The sequence below is a fragment of the Amycolatopsis sp. MJM2582 genome (assembly GCF_000754115.1).
Taxonomy (GTDB): Bacteria; Actinomycetota; Actinomycetes; order Mycobacteriales; family Pseudonocardiaceae; genus Amycolatopsis; species Amycolatopsis japonica.
This window is the reverse complement of the sequence record NZ_JPLW01000001.1, coordinates 482447-501638: the sequence shown is the minus strand read 5'-3', so window position 1 is coordinate 501638 and position 19192 is coordinate 482447. Positions and strand designations below refer to the sequence as shown.

The 19192-nt window shown below is 69.2% G+C and carries 20 protein-coding genes; 14 read left to right on the top strand and 6 right to left on the bottom strand.

What is annotated here, in order from left to right:
- Positions 1 to 207: 207 nt before the first annotated feature.
- From tsaB to tsaD, 3 genes are read left to right on the top strand one after another with little or no spacing between them, the layout of a single operon-like run.
- A complete protein-coding gene (gene tsaB / locus ED92_RS02425; RefSeq protein ID WP_037332593.1) occupies positions 208 to 861 on the top strand; it encodes a tRNA (adenosine(37)-N6)-threonylcarbamoyltransferase complex dimerization subunit type 1 TsaB in 654 nt (217 codons plus the stop codon).
- On the top strand, positions 858 to 1337 hold the full coding sequence (rimI, locus tag ED92_RS02420; RefSeq protein ID WP_037332591.1) for a ribosomal protein S18-alanine N-acetyltransferase: 480 nt from the start codon (positions 858 to 860) through the stop codon (positions 1335 to 1337). Before tsaB ends, rimI begins: the two co-directional genes overlap by 4 nt.
- Positions 1337 to 2383, top strand: a complete 1047-nt coding sequence (gene tsaD, locus ED92_RS02415) for a tRNA (adenosine(37)-N6)-threonylcarbamoyltransferase complex transferase subunit TsaD (RefSeq protein ID WP_037332589.1) — start codon at positions 1337 to 1339, stop codon at positions 2381 to 2383. Before rimI ends, tsaD begins: the two co-directional genes overlap by 1 nt.
- Here tsaD and wecB read toward each other — a convergent pair.
- The 3 genes from wecB to ED92_RS02400 form a co-directional block, all read right to left on the bottom strand.
- Entirely contained in the window at positions 2380 to 3531 is a 1152-nt protein-coding gene (gene wecB, locus ED92_RS02410) for a non-hydrolyzing UDP-N-acetylglucosamine 2-epimerase (RefSeq protein ID WP_037332583.1), read from the bottom strand. The two genes, tsaD and wecB, sit on opposite strands and share 4 nt — an antisense overlap.
- A gap of 105 nt (positions 3532 to 3636) precedes the next feature.
- Complete coding sequence (locus ED92_RS02405) at positions 3637 to 3816, bottom strand: LPXTG cell wall anchor domain-containing protein (RefSeq protein WP_037332580.1); 180 nt, start codon at positions 3814 to 3816, stop codon at positions 3637 to 3639.
- Positions 3817 to 3837: 21 nt separating this feature from the next.
- Complete coding sequence (locus tag ED92_RS02400; RefSeq protein ID WP_037332577.1) at positions 3838 to 4614, bottom strand: choice-of-anchor P family protein; 777 nt, start codon at positions 4612 to 4614, stop codon at positions 3838 to 3840.
- Positions 4615 to 5044: 430 nt separating this feature from the next.
- Here ED92_RS02400 and xrtP point away from each other — a divergent pair, with 430 nt between their 5' ends.
- Both xrtP and ED92_RS02390 read left to right on the top strand, forming a co-directional pair.
- Positions 5045 to 5548, top strand: a complete 504-nt coding sequence (gene xrtP, locus ED92_RS02395; RefSeq protein ID WP_037332575.1) for an exosortase P — start codon at positions 5045 to 5047, stop codon at positions 5546 to 5548.
- Positions 5548 to 6936: a glycosyltransferase gene (locus ED92_RS02390; protein ID WP_037332573.1), complete on the top strand. Its 1389-nt coding sequence runs from the start codon at positions 5548 to 5550 to the stop codon at positions 6934 to 6936. Before xrtP ends, ED92_RS02390 begins: the two co-directional genes overlap by 1 nt.
- Positions 6937 to 6950: 14 nt before the next feature.
- Here ED92_RS02390 and ED92_RS02385 read toward each other — a convergent pair whose 3' ends face one another.
- On the bottom strand, positions 6951 to 8846 hold the full coding sequence (locus tag ED92_RS02385) for an N-acetylmuramoyl-L-alanine amidase (RefSeq protein WP_037332571.1): 1896 nt from the start codon (positions 8844 to 8846) through the stop codon (positions 6951 to 6953).
- A 142-nt stretch (positions 8847 to 8988) separates the two neighbouring features.
- Here ED92_RS02385 and ED92_RS02380 point away from each other — a divergent pair, with 142 nt between their 5' ends.
- The 3 genes from ED92_RS02380 (at position 8989) to groL (ending at position 11842) form a co-directional block, all read left to right on the top strand.
- Positions 8989 to 9627 (top strand): HAD family hydrolase, encoded by a 639-nt coding sequence (locus ED92_RS02380; RefSeq protein WP_037332568.1) that lies wholly within the window; start codon positions 8989 to 8991, stop codon positions 9625 to 9627.
- Positions 9628 to 9834: 207 nt separating this feature from the next.
- Positions 9835 to 10128, top strand: a complete 294-nt coding sequence (gene groES, locus ED92_RS02375) for a co-chaperone GroES (protein ID WP_007031106.1) — start codon at positions 9835 to 9837, stop codon at positions 10126 to 10128.
- Positions 10129 to 10228: 100 nt separating this feature from the next.
- A complete protein-coding gene (groL, locus tag ED92_RS02370; protein WP_037332565.1) occupies positions 10229 to 11842 on the top strand; it encodes a chaperonin GroEL in 1614 nt (537 codons plus the stop codon).
- Positions 11843 to 12119: 277 nt separating this feature from the next.
- On the opposite strand, the gene ED92_RS02365 is transcribed toward groL, so the two are convergent.
- Positions 12120 to 12440 (bottom strand): WhiB family transcriptional regulator, encoded by a 321-nt coding sequence (locus tag ED92_RS02365; protein ID WP_007031108.1) that lies wholly within the window; start codon positions 12438 to 12440, stop codon positions 12120 to 12122.
- 230 nt (positions 12441 to 12670) lie between these two features.
- Between ED92_RS02365 and ED92_RS02360 the strand changes: the two genes are divergently transcribed.
- The 5 genes from ED92_RS02360 to ED92_RS02340 all read left to right on the top strand — a co-directional run bounded on the left by ED92_RS02360 (position 12671) and on the right by ED92_RS02340 (position 17073).
- Positions 12671 to 13585: a MerR family transcriptional regulator gene (locus ED92_RS02360; protein ID WP_369797389.1), complete on the top strand. Its 915-nt coding sequence runs from the start codon at positions 12671 to 12673 to the stop codon at positions 13583 to 13585.
- A 9-nt stretch (positions 13586 to 13594) separates the two neighbouring features.
- Positions 13595 to 14434, top strand: coding sequence for a hypothetical protein (locus tag ED92_RS02355; protein ID WP_037332560.1), 840 nt, complete (start codon positions 13595 to 13597; stop codon positions 14432 to 14434).
- 140 nt (positions 14435 to 14574) lie between these two features.
- Complete coding sequence (locus tag ED92_RS02350) at positions 14575 to 15171, top strand: response regulator transcription factor (RefSeq protein WP_003073605.1); 597 nt, start codon at positions 14575 to 14577, stop codon at positions 15169 to 15171.
- 381 nt (positions 15172 to 15552) lie between these two features.
- Entirely contained in the window at positions 15553 to 16125 is a 573-nt protein-coding gene (locus tag ED92_RS02345) for a sigma-70 family RNA polymerase sigma factor (protein ID WP_026467317.1), read from the top strand.
- Positions 16126 to 17073, top strand: coding sequence for an anti-sigma-D factor RsdA (locus tag ED92_RS02340; RefSeq protein WP_037332558.1), 948 nt, complete (start codon positions 16126 to 16128; stop codon positions 17071 to 17073). It begins immediately after the preceding gene.
- Between the two features lie 75 nt (positions 17074 to 17148).
- Here the strand turns inward: ED92_RS02340 and ED92_RS02335 are convergent, their stop codons facing one another.
- On the bottom strand, positions 17149 to 17535 hold the full coding sequence (locus ED92_RS02335; protein ID WP_005166667.1) for a DUF5319 domain-containing protein: 387 nt from the start codon (positions 17533 to 17535) through the stop codon (positions 17149 to 17151).
- A gap of 135 nt (positions 17536 to 17670) precedes the next feature.
- On the opposite strand from ED92_RS02335, the gene guaB reads away from it, so the two are divergent.
- Positions 17671 to 19182, top strand: coding sequence for an IMP dehydrogenase (gene guaB, locus ED92_RS02330; RefSeq protein ID WP_016331163.1), 1512 nt, complete (start codon positions 17671 to 17673; stop codon positions 19180 to 19182).
- The last annotated feature ends 10 nt before the right edge of the window (positions 19183 to 19192 follow it).

Sequence of the window (19192 nt, the reverse complement as noted above, 5' to 3'; positions counted from 1 at the left end):
AACTGCGATCCGCAGTCGGGGGAGCCAGATCGCGTTTCGCCCCCTAATCGCGATCCGGTGGGCGGGGCGCGGGGTCCGGCGGCAGGCCCGGTGCGCATCGCGTTTAGCGGGCTAAACGCGCTCCGGTGCCAGGGGAGCGGCCACGCCACCCGATCGCGTTTAGCCCGCTAAACGCGCTCCGGGGCGCTGGTCGTAGGCTGGGTAACCGTGCTGGTACTGGCCATCGACACCTCGACCCCGGCGGTCACCGCGGGCCTCGTCGCCCTGGACGGCGACGCCCTCGAGTCACGCGGCGACCGCGTCACGGTCGACCCGCGCGCCCACGGCGAGCTGATCACGCCGCACGCCCTCGAAGCCGTCAAGGCCGCGGGCGTCACGCTTCGCGACCTCGACGCCATCGTCTGCGGCGTCGGCCCCGGCCCCTTCACCGGCCTTCGCGCCGGTATGGCCACCGCCGCGTCGCTCGCCCACGCCCTCGGCATCCCCGCTCACCCGGTCTGCAGCCTCGACGCCATCGCCGCCGACGTCGCTCCCGGCGAAGCGCCCTTCCTCGTCCTCACCGACGCGAGGCGCCGCGAGGTCTACTGGGCCGCGTACGCCGCCGACGGCTCCCGGACGGACGGCCCCCACGTCGAGCGGCCCGCCGACCTCCAGACCACCATCAAGGTCGCGGCGGGCGACGGCGCCCTCCTTTACGCGGACACCCTCGGCGTCCAGCCGATCGAACCGCGCTTCCCGTCGCCTCTCGGGTTGGTCAAAGCAGCCGACTTCGACCAAGAGCCCGCGCCGCTCACCCCGCTCTACCTCCGCCGCCCCGACGCCGTCGAACCGGCCGCGCGCAAGAAGGTGACCACGCCGTGAGGCTGGAACCCTTACGTCGCAAGGACATCCCGCGCTGTGTCGAGATAGAGAAGATCCTCTTCCCCGGCGATTCGCCCTGGACCGCCTACGCCTTCCACGCGGAGCTCGACGCCGGCGGCCACTATCTCGTCGCCCGCCCGGATGAAACCGACGAGGTCATCGGGTACGCCGGTCTCGCCGTCGTCGGCCGCCGCGGCGACTACGAGGCGAGCATCCACACGATCGGCGTCGACCCGGCCCACCAGCGCCAGGGCATCGGCACCATCTTGCTGAAAGCGCTCCTCGACCGCGCGGACGAGCTCGCCGCGCCGGTCTTCCTCGAAGTCCGCACCGACAACGACGCGGCGATCACGCTCTACGAGCGACACGGTTTCGAACGCGTCGGCCTCCGGAAGCGCTACTACCAGCCTTCCGGCGCCGACGCCTACACGATGGTCCGCCCGCGGGCCCAGGTCCGAGACGAGGTGGCGGGCTGATGCCGCGCATCATCATGGGCATCGAGAGTTCGTGCGACGAGACCGGTGTCGGTCTCGTCCGCCTGCACGACGACAACACGGTCGAACTCCTCGCCGACGAGGTCGCCTCCAGCGTCGACCAGCACGCCCGCTTCGGCGGCGTCGTGCCCGAGGTCGCCAGCCGCGCGCACCTGGAGGCGATGGTCCCGACGGTCGAACGCGCCTTCGACAAGGCCGGGCTGAAACTGTCCGATGTGGACGCCATCGCGGTCACCGCCGGGCCCGGTCTCGCCGGTGCGCTGCTCGTCGGCGTCGCCGCCGCCAAGGCGTACGCCGCCGCGCTCGACATCCCGCTCTACGGCGTCAACCACCTCGCCGGGCACATCGCCGTCGACACGCTCCAGCACGGCCCGTTGCCCGAGCGCTGTCTCGCCCTGCTCGTCTCTGGTGGGCACACGCAATTGCTGCTGGTGGACGACATCGCGTCCGAGATCACCGAGCTCGGGTCCACTGTGGACGACGCCGCGGGCGAGGCCTACGACAAGGTCGCCCGCGTCCTCGGGCTCCCGTACCCGGGCGGCCCGCCCATCGACAAGGCCGCCAAGAACGGCGACGGCGCGGCCATCGCGTTCCCCCGGGGGATGACCGGGCCGCGCGACGCCAAGTTCGACTTCTCCTTCTCCGGCTTGAAAACCGCCGTCGCGCGCTGGGTCGAGGGCGCCGAACGTCGTGGCGAGGACATTCCTGTCGACGACGTCGCCGCGTCGTTCCAGGAGGCCGTCGCCGACGTCCTCACCATGAAGGCGATCCGCGCGGCGAAGGAACACGGCGTGGACACGCTGGTGATTTCCGGTGGTGTGGCGGCGAATTCGCGACTGTCCGAACTCGCCGCCGAGCGCTGCGCCGAAGCCGGGATCACCCTGCGTGTCCCGCGGCCGCGGCTCTGCACGGACAACGGCGCGATGATCGCCGCGCTCGGCGCGCACGTGGTCGCCGCCGGACGACCGCGAGCCTCGCTCGACTTCTCCGCCAACCCTGCCCTGCCGGTGCAGATCGTCTCGATTTAGCGGGATTCGGCGGCGGTGCGCGGCGCCGGGGCGAGATTGAGCAGCTCCTCCAGCGCCGCCACCGACAAAGCCGCGGCATGGCCGTCTCCGTAAGGGTTTCCGGCGTGCGTCGGATGAAGGTCGCCACGCAGGATCTTCGCGGCGGTGTCGGCGATGAGACCGGTGTCCGTCCCGACCAGCCAGGCACAGCCGGCCTCGATCGCTTCGCGTCGTTCGGTGACGTCGCGAAGCACGAGGACGGGTGTACCGAACGTCGGCGCTTCCTCTTGGATGCCACCGGAATCGGTCAGGACGAGCTCGGCGAGCCGCAGCGCCCGCACGAGATCGGGATATTCGAGCGGCTCGGTGATCGTCACCCGCGGCGTCCCGCCGAGCGCGGCCGTCACCTGATCCCGCACGGCCGGATTGGGGTGCACCGGGAACAGCACCTGGACGTCGCTGTGTTCCGCGACGATCAGTTCGATGGCCGCGAGCGTGCGGCTCAACGGCTCGCCCCAGGACTCGCGCCGGTGCGACGTCACGAGGACGAGCCGCTCACCCGCCTCGGCGATTTCCATCTCCAGCAAGGCGAGCGCGGTGTCCCGTGCGGGGAGATCACGTTCGGCGATCGCGATCACGGCGTCGACGACGGTGTTTCCGGTGACGGCGATCCGTTGGCGCGGAACACCTTCCGTGCGCAGTGCGGCCGCTGCGCCCGGCGTCGGCGCCAGGTGCAGGGCGGCGATACGCGAGATCATCTGCCGCGTCCCCTCTTCGGGGAACGGCGCGGCGAGGTCGTGGGTGCGCAGTCCCGCTTCCAGATGCACGACCGGGATGCCCTGCCAGAACGCGGCGAGCGCGCCCGCGAGCCCCGTCGTCGTGTCGCCCTGGACGACAATCGCCGCCGGTGCGACCCGGCGCAGCACCTCGTCGAGCGCAGGAAGCAGGCCGGAAACCAGTTCCGCCTGGGTGCCGGTGGTCCTGGGCGGAGTGTCGAGCCAGGCGTCGACAGGCAGGCCGAACGGGATCAGCGCCTGTTCGACCATGCCCGGATGCTGTCCACTGTGGACGACGAAGGGCCGTAGGTGCGGGTGCTCCGCCAGTGCCAGTGCCAGCGGCGCGAGCTTGACCGCCTCCGGCCGCGTCCCGGCCAGCAACATCACATCCACGCGTTCGCGCTCCTCATCCACGTTTTCGAGTGTCCCGCACAACGCGGGTGCCGGCCGCCGGCGTGCGAGGGGCCCACGCCGGCGGCCGTTCCGTCCAGGGGAGGGTCAGCTCCCCATCTCGCCGAGCCGTTTCGTGCGGCGGTAGCCCGCGATGACCGCGATGGCTCCGAGAACCAGCAGGATCACGCCGACGGCCAGCCACCAGCCGACATCGGCCCCGGTGGCGGCGAGGGCACCCACCCCGCCACCGGCGACGCCGACACCGGCGCCAGGCAACTTGTACATTTCGACCTCACTTCACCCTGGTCAGGCGGTGGTCGCCGGACGCCGGTTGCGGACCACGCGGATGCCGACCGGGATGGCGACGGCACCGAGCAGGCCGAGACCGATCCACAGCCCCGCGCCCGAAGCGAGCGGCACGGGCAGACCGGCCGGACCGCAGGTCGCCGACGAGACGATCACGTCGCCGGAACCGAGCGGGGTGAGGGCGTCACCGAGCAGCTTCACGTGGATGGCGTTGACCGTGAGGCTGCCGTCGGGGTTCTTGATCTGCTCGTTCAGGATGATCGTCGCGACGTTGACCGTGCCGAGGCCGACCTTGATCTGCGTGTTCGGGGCGGGCGTCGCGTCGACCGCGCCCGCGCTGCCGAAGTTCGCGCCGACCAGGTTGGTAGCGCCCTGCACACCCTTCTGGGTCGCGGTGCAGGTGGCTTCGACGACCTTGACGCCGACGTCGCCGAGGGCACCCTTCAGCAGCGGCAAGCCGACGTCGGCGGTGCTGGCCTTGGCCGTCACGGCACCGGAGTTGTCGTCGCGCTTGGCCTCGGTGTTGATCGCGCCCGCGGTCAGCACACCGGTGAGGTCGGCCTTCGCGAGGCTGTTGGTGGTCGGCCCGGAGGTCTTCGCCTCGGCGAGCGGCCCGGCCTTCACCGCGTCGAGGCCGAGGAGCTTCACATCGACCTTGACGCCATACGCGGAGCCGTCGCCGGGGGCCGCCGAGGCGGGCACCGCACCGGCGAGAGCCACGCTCGCCACCACAGCGGCGAGTACTCCGCCTCGTCGCAAGAGGTGCGTGTTCTTCAACTGGTCCTCCGAATTGATTCGTGGGGGAGTTTCTCTGGATCTGCGGTCGGCACGAAGGCACAACCGTCGCGGACGAATCCTCAGCTGGCCTGACTCGGCTCGCGGATCGTCTATCGCCGAGTGTTTCTTAAATTGAACAGAAAACTGCGAGGATCACCGGATCAGGTGGTCTTGCGGACATTTCCCGCAGGTCGCCGGATGCTTCACCCTTTCGGCCTAGTCAGTTTTTCCACGATCGTGCCGAAAGGGCCCATGATCACGTTGGAAATGCGAACCCCGGTCGAAAGGGCCGGTTCTCGCTGACTTACGCTCGTCGGCGAGTTCCTGTCCGCTGCGCCGGATCCCCGTCGTCTGCTGCGTCTTTCCTGAGAGGGTCACCGTGGCCGTTGCGAGCGCTCCTTTGCCGAGTCACCACCGGTTTACCCTGCGTATGGCGGTGCCGGCGGTGATCGCCGTCGCGGTCGGCCTCGTGCTGGCCGAACGTCTGTACCGGGTGTTCGAGGTCCAGCTCTCGGGCCTGATACTGCGGGTCATCACCACATCGGGTGTCTTCGTCGCCGGTGAACGCGAGACTGTCTACTTTGGGTTGTCGGGCGATACTCCACTCGGGTTAAGAATGACTCCGGAATGCTCGTCGGCATTCATGTTGCTGCCGCTGCTGCTGGTGACCGCCGTCATGTTGTATTTCCGTCCGGGAAATGCGAAGAGGCTCTTCACTTCGTTGGCGATTTCCGCGATCGTCGTCATTCTTGTCAATCAGATGAGGGTTTTGGCCATCGTCGGTCTCGTGAACGTGATGGGTATCGACGAGGGTTATTACTGGGGTCACACCTTGCTCGGTTCGATGGTCAGCGTCCTCGGCGGCGCGGTCGCCCTCGTCCTGTTCGTCTGGCTGAGCACCCGCAAGCCCCGCGCCGAACGCGGGACCGCCTGATGGGCGGCGGCTCGATCAAGATCCTTCTCGCGATCACGCAGGCCTTCGCGCTCACCATGAGCGTGGCGTTCATCGTGTACGTCGTCGTGATCGTCGTGCCGTACCTGCGGCGCAAACCCGCGCCCGTCGGCGACGCCGACGACTTCACCTGGCACTTCTTCGTTCCCTGCCGGGACGAACAGACCGTCATCCGGGAAACCGTGCGGTACCTGCGTTCGACGTTCCGGCAGGCGCACGTCTGGGTCGTCGACGACGACTCCGAGGACCGCACGGCGCGGGTGGTCCGGTCGATCTGGCGGCGCAACGGCGGCTACGACCCGTATCTGCACCTCGTCCCCCGCCGCCGTCCGGAAGCGAGGACGGGCAAGGGCGACGCGCTCAACGCGGCCTATCAGGCGCTCAACGACTGGATGGGCCCGGACGCGAGCCGTGACGACGTGGTCGTCGTGGTCGTCGACGCGGACGGACGGCCGGCGGAGAACTGCCTCGAGGTGTGCGCCGCGGACCATCTCTTCGGCGACGAGACGATCGGCGCCGTGCAACTCGACGTCTGGATGGGCAACGCGGGCACCCGTCCGCCGGGGAAGAACTGGTTCTCCCGCGCGTTCGGGCTGAAGCTGGCCCAGATGCAGGATCTCGAGTTCCGCACGGCCATCGCGGCCATCCAGACCTCGCGCGGGTTCACCGGCACGATCTCCATGGGTGGCAACGGTCAGTTCACACGACTGTCCGCATTGGACTCGATCGCCGGATCGGACGAGCAGCCGTGGCGCGGTTCGCTGCTGGAGGATTTCGAACTCGGCGTGCACCTGCTGACCGCGGGCTGGCGGACCGGCTACACGCCGGATTCCCATGTGAAACAGGAAGGTCTGTACAGCCTGCGTCGATTCCTGGTGCAGCGCACGCGCTGGGGCCAGGGCACGATGCAGTGTTCGCGGTATCTGCGGCGGATCTGGGATTCGCCGCACGTGAGCACGCTGGGCGCGGCGGAGATGATGTACTACCTCGCGCAGCCGTGGATGCAGTTGCTCGGCTCGCTGCTGTACCCGATCCCGTTCATCCTGCTGCTCTTCAGCACCGCGGGGGATCCGGCGCAGGTGTGGACCTGGTTCGCCGACGACGGCGCGTGGATCCTGTTCGCGATCTACGGTTCGTTCGGGCTGCTGCCGTTCATCGTGTGGGGCCCGATCTACCAGTTCAAATGCCTGAAGAGCCGCAATGTCCTACGTGGACTCGGGATGGGCTTCGCCTACGCGCTGTACATCTACACGTTCTACATCACGTCGTGGCGGGCGCTGTTCCGGCTGGTGCGCGGGCGCAACGGCTGGTCGAAGACGCGGCGGAACACCGAGCACGCCCCCGGGGTCAAGGTCGCGCTGGACTCCTGACCCCGGGGACGGCTTCAGACGGCGGGCAGGATCCGGACGTCGTCCGCCTTCACGAAGGCGATGCGGTGTCCGAACTGGATCTGCACGTACTTCGTCTTGCCCTTGACGACCACGTGGTTCGCCGGGTCGAACGTCGTCGCCGAGTAGTACTCGGAACCGAGGACGTTGCCGAGCGAGTACCGCTGCCCGGCCGAGAACGTGTACGGCAGCGGGATCACCTGCTGCACCGGCACGTTCGCCGGGTACGCCTCCGCCTCGGGATACGCGCGACCGAACACCGGCACGGTCGCCAGGCCGGGCTTCGGCGTGACGACCAGGCCGAACGCCGGGCTCGTCGTGCGCTGGTCGCGGAACCAGCCCTTCTGGCCGAGGTACCAGATCGCCGTCCAGCCGTCACGCCGCTCGGCGACCACGTAACGCTGGCCGGTTTCCGCGCGGCTGCCGATGTCGGAAACGGCCATCGTGCTCGCCGAACCGTCCGGGCGCAGGCCGATGTCCTTCAGCAGCGGTGCCGCGTCACTCGGCTCGCTGCGCAGCACGACCGAACCGGAACCCCTTGCCGGGCAAGGCTTTCCCGCGGTCTCGCAGCCGGTGAACGCGGGCTGGTTCGTGGCGAAGTCCGGCGTGATGGTCACCAGCGGCGAGCCGGGGCGGCCGAAACCGGACAGCGGCGCGCCCATCAGGTCGAAGTAGTGCGCCCAGTCCCAGTAGGGGCCCGGATCCCAGTGCATGCCCTTGATGGTCGAGGGGATCGTGCCGGGGACGTTGTCGTGGCCGAGGATGTGCGCGCGGTCGAGCGGGATGTCGTACTTCCGCGCGAGGTAGCCGACCAGCTTCGCGGAGGTGCGGTACATCGCCTCCGTGTACCAAGTGCCCTTCGCGGCGAAGCCCTCGTGCTCGATGCCGACGGACTTCGCGTTGACGTACCAGTTGCCCGCGTGCCAGGCGACGTCCTTGGTCGGCACGTGCTGCGCGATCTGGCCGTCCGACGAACGGATCGTGTAGTGCCAGCTCACGTAGGTCGGGTCACGGACGAGGTCCATCGCCGTGTCCCAGTAGCCCTCGGTGTCGTGGATGATGATGTATTCGACCTTTTGGCTCTTCGGCCGGTCCGCCTTGTCGTGGTTGCCGTAGTCGTTGTTCGGCAGCTCTTGGTACGGCGCCGGCACCGAAAGGCACGAAACCTTCTTCGGGCACTCGATCTTCGGGGCTTCGGCCTGGGCGCGCGCCGGGCTCACCGGTGACGCGGCGAGGGTGACGTTCTGGCCGTCGTCGGTCCTGCGGCTGACGCCCTTGGAGATGGTGTCGAAGACTTCGTCAGCGAAGGACTGCGCGCCCTCCGCGTCCTTCGCGCCGCTGTAGCGCGCGACGGCGGCCCTCCAATCGCCGGTTTCGCGCAGGTACTTCGCCAGCAGGGCGGCGCCACCGCGGATGTTCTGCGTGGTGTTCGTGCGCAGCGTCGCGACGTCCTGGCCGATCAGCGTGGCCGCCTCGTCGACGGTCTGGAGACCGGGCGGGGGAGGCTTCGGCGCCGGCGTCACCGGGAGTTTCGCCGTGCGGGCGTCGTCTCCGCGCGGATCCTCCTCGCCGTCGTCGTGATGCGTGCCCGTGCCCGCTTCGCGCAGGTCGGTCAGGTGCATCGGGCCGTAGCCGGCGGACGTGCTCGGGGTGCCGGCGTTGAAATCCCAACGCGACTCCAGGAACGAGACGCCGAGCAGGACGTTCTCGGGAACGCCGAACTCCCGCGCGGCGGCCGCGAAGTCCCGCTGACGCTGTTGATCCGCCGGAGCGGCTTCAGCGGGGACAGCGGCGAGGAGCCCGGCGGTGAGGCTGAGAATCGCGAGCCCGGCGGTCCGTCTGGACCGGCGCCGGGGCGGCGCGAGGGAAACGGGACGGAAGGGACGCGGCATGGGCGTATACCCCCAGTGACTAGGTCTGCTGAACAGGACCGACCCCAATGGTCGGAACCTAACCAGAAACCTGCTTGGTCCGTAAGGCCCCTCCGGATCGCGATTAGGGGGCTAAACGCAGGTCGGTGGCAAGGTGGGGGGCATGGAGCTTCTGCGGGGGAAGGACCACGTCTTCCTCGACTTCGACGGTCCGGTGTGCGACGTGTTCGCCCGGCTGCCGGCGAGCGAGGTGGCCGACAGGCTGAAACGCCTCGTCGAACCCGAGGTGATCGCCTCGGCCGATCCGTTCGACGTACTCCGGTTCGCGGTCTCTTGTGGGCCGAACACCGCGAACGTCGTTGAGCGGCAGCTCAGCCGCCTTGAAGGGGAGGCGGTCGCGCAGGTCCCGCCGGCACCCGGGGTCGCGGACGTGCTGCGTGACTGGCGCGCGCAGGGGTTCACGGTGACGGTCGTCAGCAACAACTCCGTCGACGCGGTCAGGGCGTTTCTGGGACTGCACGATCTCGCCGAGCTCGTTCGCGGGATCAGCGCGCGGACGTCGAGCGACCCGGCGCGGCTGAAGCCCGAACCCGCGCTCCTCGACGCGGCGGTGAAGGCACTCGGCACGTCGCCGGGACAGTGCGTCATGGTCGGCGACTCGGCGGCGGACATCCTGGCCGCTCGCGCCGCCGGTGTCGCCTCGATCGCTCTCGCGAAGACGCCGGCGAAGCGCTGGGCCCTCGCGGCCCTCGACCCGGACGCCCTGGTGACCGACCTCGCCGACCTGCGTTTCGCGGGCTAAACGCGCTCCGGCGGAACCGGGGCGGAACAAAACGGCCGGTCAGGGGCTCGCGGACAAGGTGAGCGGACCCTCCTTGCGAAGCTGGCACTCACATGGCTAGAGTGCTAATTGCACGGCCCGAACACGCCCCGGCACCCGCGACGGCGGGGGTGGTAGGAGCCGTAACTAATCCTGCCAACGCTTTCGACGACCGTGGAGGTCAACCCGGTGAGCGTGAACATCAAGCCGCTCGAGGACAAGATCGTTGTCCAGACGAGTGAGGCCGAGGAGACGACCGCTTCCGGCCTCGTCATCCCCGACACCGCCAAGGAGAAGCCCCAGGAGGGCAAGGTTCTGGCCGTGGGCCCGGGCCGCATCGACGACAAGGGCAACCGCGTCCCGCTCGACGTTTCCGTCGGCGACGTCGTCATCTACTCCAAGTACGGCGGCACCGAAGTGAAGTACAACGGTGAGGACTACTTGATCCTTTCCGCTCGCGACGTGCTGGCCGTCATCAACTGACGTCCGCTCTCAGCGCATGACGCCCCGGGCCCCGCATTGCCGGGGAACGGGGCGTTCGTGTTTTCCGAGCTTTAGAACTGGAAGGTAAGCGGAACAGGCCATGCCCAAGCAGATCAGTTTCGACGAGGACGCTCGTCGCGCGCTCGAGCGCGGGGTGAACAAGCTCGCCGACGCGGTCAAGGTCACCCTCGGCCCGCGCGGTCGCCACGTCGTGCTCGACAAGAAGTTCGGTGGCCCGACCATCACCCTCGACGGCGTCACCGTCGCTCGCGAGATCGAGCTCGACGACCCGTTCGAGAACCTCGGCGCCCAGCTCGCCAAGAGCGTCGCCACCAAGACCAACGACGTCGCCGGTGACGGCACCACGACCGCGACCGTGCTCGCGCAGTCGCTGGTGAAGGTCGGCCTGCGCAACGTCGCCGCCGGTGCCAACCCGACCGCCGTCGGCCGTGGCATCGAGGCCGCCGCGGAGAAGGTCATCGCGGTCCTCAAGGAGAAGGCGACCCCGGTCAAGGGTCGCGACAACATCGCCCAGGTCGGCACCGTCACCTCGCGTGACGCGGCCATCGGCGCCCTGCTCGGCGAGGCCGTCGAGCGGGTCGGCGAAGACGGTGTCATCACGATCGAGGAGTCGTCCACGCTGGCGACCGAGCTCGTGATCACCGAGGGTGTTCAGTTCGACAAGGGTTTCCTGTCGGCGCACTTCGCGACCAACCCGGAGGAGCAGAAGGCGATCCTCGAGGACGCCTACATCCTGCTCGTTCGCGAGAAGATCTCGTCGCTGGCCGACCTGCTCCCGGTGCTGGAGAAGGTCGTCGAGGCCAAGAAGCCGCTGCTGATCATCGCCGAGGACGTCGACGGCGAAGCGCTGTCCACCCTCGTGGTGAACTCGCTGCGCAAGACGATCACCGCCGTCGCGGTCAAGGCGCCGTTCTTCGGCGACCGCCGCAAGGCGTTCCTGGACGACCTCGCGGTCGTCACCGGTGGTGAGGTCATCTCGGCCGAGATCGGGCACAAGCTGTCCGAGACCACGCTGGCCCAGCTGGGCAACGCCCGCCGGATCGTCGTCACCAAGGACGACACCACGCTCGTCGACGGTGCCGGCACCAAGGACGACATCGCGGGCCGCGTCGCGCAGATCCGCAAGGAGATCGAGAACACCGACTCCGACTGGGACCGCGAAAAGCTGCAGGAGCGGCTGGCGAAGCTCGGCGGCGGTGTCGCGGTGATCAAGGTCGGCGCGGCCACCGAGACCGAGCTGAACGAGCGCAAGCACCGCATCGAGGACGCCGTGGCTTCGACCAAGGCGGCCGTCGAAGAGGGCATCCTGCCCGGCGGCGGCTCGGCTCTCGTGCACGCGGTCAAGGAGCTCGACGGCGGCCTCGGCCTCGAGGGCGACGAAGCGACCGGTGTGCGCATCGTCCGCGACGCGCTGTCCGCCCCGCTGTTCTGGATCGCGACCAACGCGGGCCACGAGGGTGCGGTCATCGTGAACAAGGTCCAGGAGCAGAAGTGGGGGCACGGCTTCAACGCCGCCACCGGTGAGCTCACCGACCTGCTGGCCGCCGGCATCGTCGACCCGGTCAAGGTGACCCGGTCCGCGGTGGCGAACGCCGCTTCCATCGCCCGGCTCGTGCTCACGACGGAGAGCTCCGTCGTCGAGAAGCCGGTCGAGGAGGAGCCCGCCGCGGCCGGTCACGGCCACGCGCACTAGTTCCACCCCTGAAGCGGGGCGGCACTCCACTCGGAGTGCCGCCCCGTTTTGCTGTCCCGCCCCTCCCGCACCCGGATCGCGTTTAGCCCGTGAAACGCGATCCGGGCGTGGGGAGGGGGCAGCCGCGGGCAGAGCGACTTTCGCGGGCTAACCGCGATCTGACGGGATCCCCGCGCCGACCTGCGTTTCGCGGGCTAAACGCGATCCGGTGCCCGGACATGCGGAAGGGCGGCACCCCACCCGGATGCCGCCCTTCCGCGTTGCCGAACCGGCCGGATCAGCCGTTCGACATGCTCAATGTGCGCTTGTCCGCCTTGATGATGTGCTCGCGTTCCGATTCCGACAGCCCGCCCCAGATCCCGTACGGCTCGTGCACGGCGAGTGCGTGGTTCCGGCACATCGCCAGTACCGGGCAGGCCAGGCACACGGCTTTGGCCCTCGCCTCGCGGCGGGCTCTGGCCGGCCCGCGCTCGCCGTCAGGGTGAAAGAAGGACGCGCTGTCCATGCCTCGGCACGACCCTTCGAGCTGCCAGTCCCATACATCCGCGTTGGGCCCCGGGAGCCTGCGTGTGTCCGCCATCCTGACCGCCTCCGTCATCCGGTCGAAGCGTTTACCTGCTCTGCTGCGCTGCGGATACTCCATTCGGTGCAACGGCGGTAACGTTAGAAGCGCGCCAATACTTGTTCAAGAGATTCAAGACGATTCAGCCGTTAGGCATCCCCCGGATGTGTGAGCCGTACTTTCCGCTCCGGTTGCCCCTGCCCCGGCCTGCCTGGATATTGGGTCGAGTGGGATCTCGGACGAGCAGTGAAGAACCCACCCTGCCGGTGGCCTCCGTCGCTCGCCGGCTCGGGGTCGCACCGTCCACCCTGCGCACCTGGGACCGCAGATATGGCGTAGGGCCGAGCCGCCACACCAACGGCCGTCACCGCCGCTACGGCAGCTCCGACATCGGCCGTCTCGAACTGATGCAGCGCGCGCTCCTTCGCGGCGCCTCGACGGCCGAAGCGGCGAAGTACGCACTCGAGCAGATGCCCAGGATGGCGACGGAGTCTCCGGAATCCACCGCCGTCCAAGTGGCGGAGCAGGCCGCCGCGCCGGCCTCCGAAGATCACGACGTCCCGTCCCGCCTCGCCAGGCGGTTGAGCACGGCCGCGCTCGCGATGGATTTCGGCGCGGTCCAGCGCATGCTCGCCGACACGATCCGCGAACTCGGCGTCCTGCCCGCCTGGACCGGTGTCGTGTCGCCGGTCCTGACCGCACTCGGCGCGCGCTGGCGCGGGGTGAGCGCCGGAGCGGAGGTCGAGTACCTGCTCGCCGAATGCGTGTACGCCGCCCTCGTCCGCGCGACGCCGGTGCTCCGCGAGCCGCGTAACCAACGCCCGGTCCTGCTGACCTGCGTCCCGGACGAGCGCGACAACATGCCGATGTACGCGCTCGCCGCGGCACTGGCGGGACGTCGGATCGGCGCCCAGCTGTTCGGGGCGTCCCTGCCCGCCGAAGTGCTCGCGGTGACCGTCCGCCGCAGTGTGCCGGCGGCGGTCGTCCTGTGGTCGGGGCGGCGGGCGACCGCGGACCCGCGCCTGTTCGCCAGGGTGTCCCGCGGCCGTCAGCGCAGCAGGCTGTTCGCGTGCGGTCCCGGCTGGGATCCCGCCACCCTCCCGGACAAGATCGAACTGCTCGGCGAACTGACGACCGCCGCCGACCGGATCGAGCACGTTCTTGTCGGTGCGAGGCGATAGAAAGGACGCATGGAATCGTCCTTGCGGTCCGCCGCGTTCGGTGACGGCGTGCCGCCGCCGGACCCGTTCGCGGTGCCCGCGTCGCCTCGCGGGCGGTTGCTCGCCGCGATCGGGCTCGGTGCCCGCGGCCGGTACGCGGCGGCGGCGACGCTGCTGAACGGGTTGCGGGCGAACGGCAGCCCGGTGTTCGCGTCGCTGGCCGCGAGCACGCTGGCGTCGCATCGGCGGCAATTGGGCGGGCACGCGGCGGCGCTCGTCCTCGACGGCGAGGCGCTCATGCTGGCGATCGCGGAGCCGTCAGGTGAGCCCGACCCCGACGGTCTCGACGCCGAGGGCGCGCGGGCGGACGCCCTCCTGGGGCTCGCGGCGGACAACCTCGGGCGCGGCAGGCTGACCGCCGCCCGGCGGTTGGTCGCGCGCGCGGACGTGCACTGCGGCAACTGGCGGACCCGGACCAGGGCCGGTTGGGTGGGCGCGGAAATCGAACTGGCGGGTAACATTTCCGGGGCGGCCATCGCACCGGCGGAAATGGCGTGGGAAACCGCGCGTGCCAGGGGCGCGTGCCGACATGTCGTCAAATCGAGCCTGGTACTCGCCGTGACGATCGCGAATGGCGGTTCCGCTGAGCGGGATCGTGCGAAAGCGCTGGTAGAGAGCGCGCGTGAAACCGCCGAGAAATACGAATTCAATTCACTTCTGTGGGTGGCATGCCTGCTCGAGGCCGACTTCGGGGCAGGACACGCCGATGAGTATCGATCCAGAAGTGCCGAACTGTTGCACGCAGTGTTACGGCATGCGGATCCTTGCGGGAGGTGGCTCGCCCGGGAATCTCCGTGGGTCCCCCTCTGAGGGCGTCTAGCCTGTTGGAGGGCCCATTCCGGCAACCGGGCTAAGAACTTTCAAAAAAAGCCACCGGATCGTGTCAAGGTTCGGGCTAAAGCGTCCGATAGGGGAAGTGGAATGTCACCCGGCTGCAGGAAGGAAACCCCGTGACGACGGTCTTGATCTGCGACGACCGACGCAGTGTCCGCGAAGGGCTCACTCGAGTGATGTCCGCGGTCCCAGGGGTCAGTCGCATCGACTGCGTAGCGCACGGTGACGAGCTGCTGGCCCGGTACTCCCGTCAGCCGGTCGACGTCGTGCTGGTCGGAACCCAGCGCGCTGTCCCGACTGGCGTCGAAGCCACCCGGCGGCTCGTCTCTGCGAACCCCCAAGCGAACGTGATCGTGTTCGGCGCCCCGGACGACGCGGGCAGCATCGCCGCCGCCATCGCCGGCGGTGCGCGCGGCTACCTGCGCTGGGACGCCTCGCGTCCCGAGCTGGTCGCCGCACTGGCGCACACCCTCGCCAGCACCTCGGTGCCGGCGCCGCGTCAGCCGTCCGACCCCGGTGTCCAGCTCACCGAGCGCGAGCTCCAGGTGCTCCGCGGGATGAGCCAGGGCAAGAGCAACGGACAGATCGGCCGCGAGCTGTACCTGTCCGAAGACACCGTGAAGACCCACGCGCGCCGCTTGTTCCGCAAGCTCGGCGTTCGTGACCGCGCTCAGGCGGTCGCCCACGGATTCCGCCGTGGACTTGTTTCCTGACAACGCTTTCCTGATTTCATCGGTCAGATTGCAGAACGGGTGACGAACGGGCCGGGGGAGAACCCCTGGCCCGTACCTGTGTTCCCTGTCACGCTTCGCGCTTTTATGTTCGACGCTCGGGCACTCTTGCCCGAGCGAGTCCGCCTCCGGGCGGACCGTCGTACCCCACTGCGTTCCGGCTCGTTGAAAGTTCGACTACGGGCGAAGGGAACCAGGAAGACCCGGGTTCAGCGTGCTCGCCGGAAAGGCGGCGCGCCGACGACGGCCGTCAGCGAAGGTGTCGGACCCGGGCGGTACGGTAGCTGTCACCGGTAGTGGTCTCCGAAGTCACACACCGGACTCTTTGCACGCCTATACGTAACACTGGGACTGTTGTCTGCGATGGCCAATGTGGGGGACGGACTGGATGAGCCGGTCGCCGCTGCTGTTGAGGGTGATCCTCAAGCGGTCGAGCGGTTGCTGGCGGCCATCCGTCCTTTGGTAGTGCGGTACTGCCGCGCTCGGGTTGGCAGGCAGGAGCGTTCGTTCGCTTCCGCAGACGACGTTGCTCAGGAGGTGTGTCTCGCGGTGCTCACGGCATTGCCTTCGTACCGTGATCAGGGCCGCCCGTTCCTGGCCTTCGTCTACGGGATCGCCCAGCACAAGGTGGCCGACGCGCATCGCGCCGCGGCCCGCAACCGCGCCGAACCGGTCGCCGAAGTCCCCGACGAGGTCGAGGGCGGCGTCGGTCCCGAGCAGCGTGCTCTCCAAGGCGAGCTGAACGAGCGCATGTCGCAGCTGCTGCGCGTCCTTCCCGACAAACAGCGTGAGATCGTGGTCCTGCGGGTTGTCGTGGGATTGTCCGCCGAAGAGACGGCAGAGGCCGTGGGGTCCACCCCCGGCGCCGTCCGGGTGGCCCAGCATCGCGCCCTCGCGCGCCTACGTAAGGTTCTGGCCGCTGAGGAGGTGATCTGAGTGACCGATCGCGACCATCGGTTCTCCCCTGGGACCGATCGTGAACTGACGGCTTTCGAAAGAGGGCTGACGCCCTCGGAAGCCGAGTTCGCAGCTGATCTGTCGGCCGTCCAGGCCGATGACGCGCTGCTCGACGCTCTCGGCGGCTCGGATCCGAAGATGGCCGACGACCTCGGCGATCAAGAGCTCAACGCCCTGCTGCTGGCCTGGCGTCGTGACATCGACAGTGAGCCGCTGGCGGAACTCGTCGACGTCGACACCGCCGTCGTCACCGTGAAGACCGCCGCGCTCGCCCGTAAACACGGGGGAAGACGCCGGCTGCTGGTCCCGGTGGCCGCCGCCGCGGCCGTCCTGGCCATCGCCTTCGCCGGTACCGGTCTCGCCGCGAAGGACGCGCAGCCTGGTGACACTCTCTGGGGCCTGACCAAGGTGCTTTACGCCGACCACGCCCGGTCGGTCGAGGCCGCCGCGGCGGCCAAACTCGATCTCGAGAAGGCCAACCTCGCGCTCGCCGGCGGGCGCCTCGACGACGCACGCAAGGCGCTCGACGAGGCCCAGGCCGCGCTGAACCAGGTGACCGACGAAGAGAACCGCGATCAGCTGCTCGAACAGCACCGTCAGTTGAGCGCTCAGCTGCAGAACCCCGGTCAGCAGCCGCTGCCCCCGGATCAGCAGTCGCCTTCGCAGACTCCGGTCGCGACCACCCCGCAGCCCACCACGCAGCCGACGGCTCCGCCGACGTCGCTGCCGGGAGGCGGCAACCCCGGCACGTCGCTGCCGGGCACCACGACTCCCTCGCCGACTCCGCCTGCCACGACCAGTGAGCCTCCGCCGCCCACGACGTCGACCACGCCGCCGGCCTCGGGCAACGACCCGGGCGGCTCGCGGAACGAACCGTCGCCGGGTGCCGGAGCGCAGGCTCCCGCGGCCGCCGTCGATACGCCGTAACACCCCAGAACGCCGAAAGGGCCTGGTGAGATCTCTCTCACCAGGCCCAAATCGCGTTTAGCGGGCTAAACGCGCTCAGTAGGCGCTTTCGTTGGCGGTGACACCGTCCGCGAAGCCGCGGCAGTAGTCCCAGCTCACGTAGTCGCCGGGGTTCGGATCGAACGCGGGCTCGTGCGGCCGCATGCGGCCGTCGGCGAGCAACTGCTCGAGACTGGCGCGCAGAAGATGCCAGTCGTGATAGTGGGGTTCGTCGCATTCACCGCAGTCGACCACGATCCCGCGTACTCCGCGCGGCTCGAGAAGCGCCTGGTACACGGCGAGATCGGAGAGGTCGGCCAGCAACTCGGTGCGCTCTTCGTCGCTGATCGGCTCGTCGAGCCGGTCGGCGTCGTCGATGAACGCGCGGGCCGGGTCGTCCGGGTCATCCGCGAACGGGTCTGGGGGCAACGCATCTTGCGGCACGCCTGCACGCTACCGGGCGCCCACCCGGGCCGGGCGGCCGCCCGGCCCGGATATCATGAGGAGCAGGCCCCCGCCACGATGCCACCAGCCACGGCGGCTTCCCTCCATCACCGCCAGGAAGGCCCTTCGCCTGCTATGACCAGCGACAGCGTCACCGCCCCCGTCCCGAGCAAGTTCGCCATGCTCGGGCTGACCTTCGACGACGTGCTGCTGCTGCCGGCCGAGTCCGACGTGGTGCCCAGTGCGGTCAGCACCCGCACCCGGCTCTCGCGCAACGTCACCCTGAACATCCCGCTGGTCTCCGCCGCCATGGACACGGTCACCGAAGGCCGGATGGCCATCGCGATGGCGCGCCAGGGCGGGATGGGCGTGCTGCAGCGCAACCTGCCGATCGACGACCAGGCGGCCGCCGTCGAGGTCGTCAAGCGCTCCGAAGCGGGCATGGTGACCGACCCGGTCACGTGCTCGCCCGAGGACACCCTCGCCGAGGTCGACGCCCTGTGCGCGCGGTTCCGGATCTCCGGCGTGCCCGTCACGGACGCCGCCGGGACGCTGGTGGGCATCATCACCAACCGCGACATGCGGTTCGAGGTCGACCACACCCGCGCGGTGCACGAGGTGATGACGAAGCCGCCGCTGGTCACCGCGCAGGTCGGCGTCACCGCGGAGGCCGCGCTCGGGCTGCTGCGCCGCCACAAGATCGAGAAGCTGCCCATCGTCGACGGTGCGGGCAAGCTGCGCGGGCTGATCACGGTCAAGGACTTCGTCAAGACCGAGCAGTACCCCAACGCCTCGAAGGACACCAACGGCCGCCTGATCGTCGGTGCCGCCGTCGGGGTCGGCCCAGACGGGCACAAGCGCGCGATGGCGCTGGCCGACGCCGGGGTGGACGTGCTGATGGTCGACACCGCGCACGGGCACTCCCGCGCCGTCGTCGAGACCGTCGCGCTGCTGAAGAAGGAACTGGGCGAAACCGTCGACATCGTCGGCGGCAACGTCGCGACCCGGGCCGGCGCGCAGGCGCTGGTGGACGCGGGCGCGGACGGGATCAAGGTCGGCGTCGGCCCCGGTTCCATCTGCACCACCCGCATCGTCGCCGGGGTCGGCGTGCCGCAGATCTCCGCGATCTACGAGGCTGACCAGGCGGCGCGCCCGGCCGGGATCCCGGTCATCGGCGACGGCGGCATCCAGTACTCGGGTGACATCGCGAAGGCGATCGCGTCCGGCGCGTCCACGGTGATGCTCGGCAGCCTGCTCGCGGGCACCGCCGAATCGCCCGGTGACCTGATCCTGGTCAACGGCAAGCAGTTCAAGACCTACCGCGGCATGGGCTCGCTGGGCGCCATGCAGTCGCGCGGCGAGGCGAAGTCGTACTCGAAGGACCGCTACGCCCAGGACGACGTGCTGAGCGAGGACAAGCTGGTCCCCGAGGGCATCGAGGGGCGGATCCCGTTCCGCGGGCCGCTCGCGAATGTCGTCCATCAGCTGGTGGGCGGGCTGCGGTCGGGGATGGGCTACGCGGGTGCGTCGACGATCCCCGAGCTGCAGGAGGCGCAGCTGGTACGGATCACCGCGGCCGGGCTCAAGGAGAGCCACCCGCACGACATCACCATGACCGTCGAGGCGCCGAACTACACCACCCGTTAGTCCGCCCCTT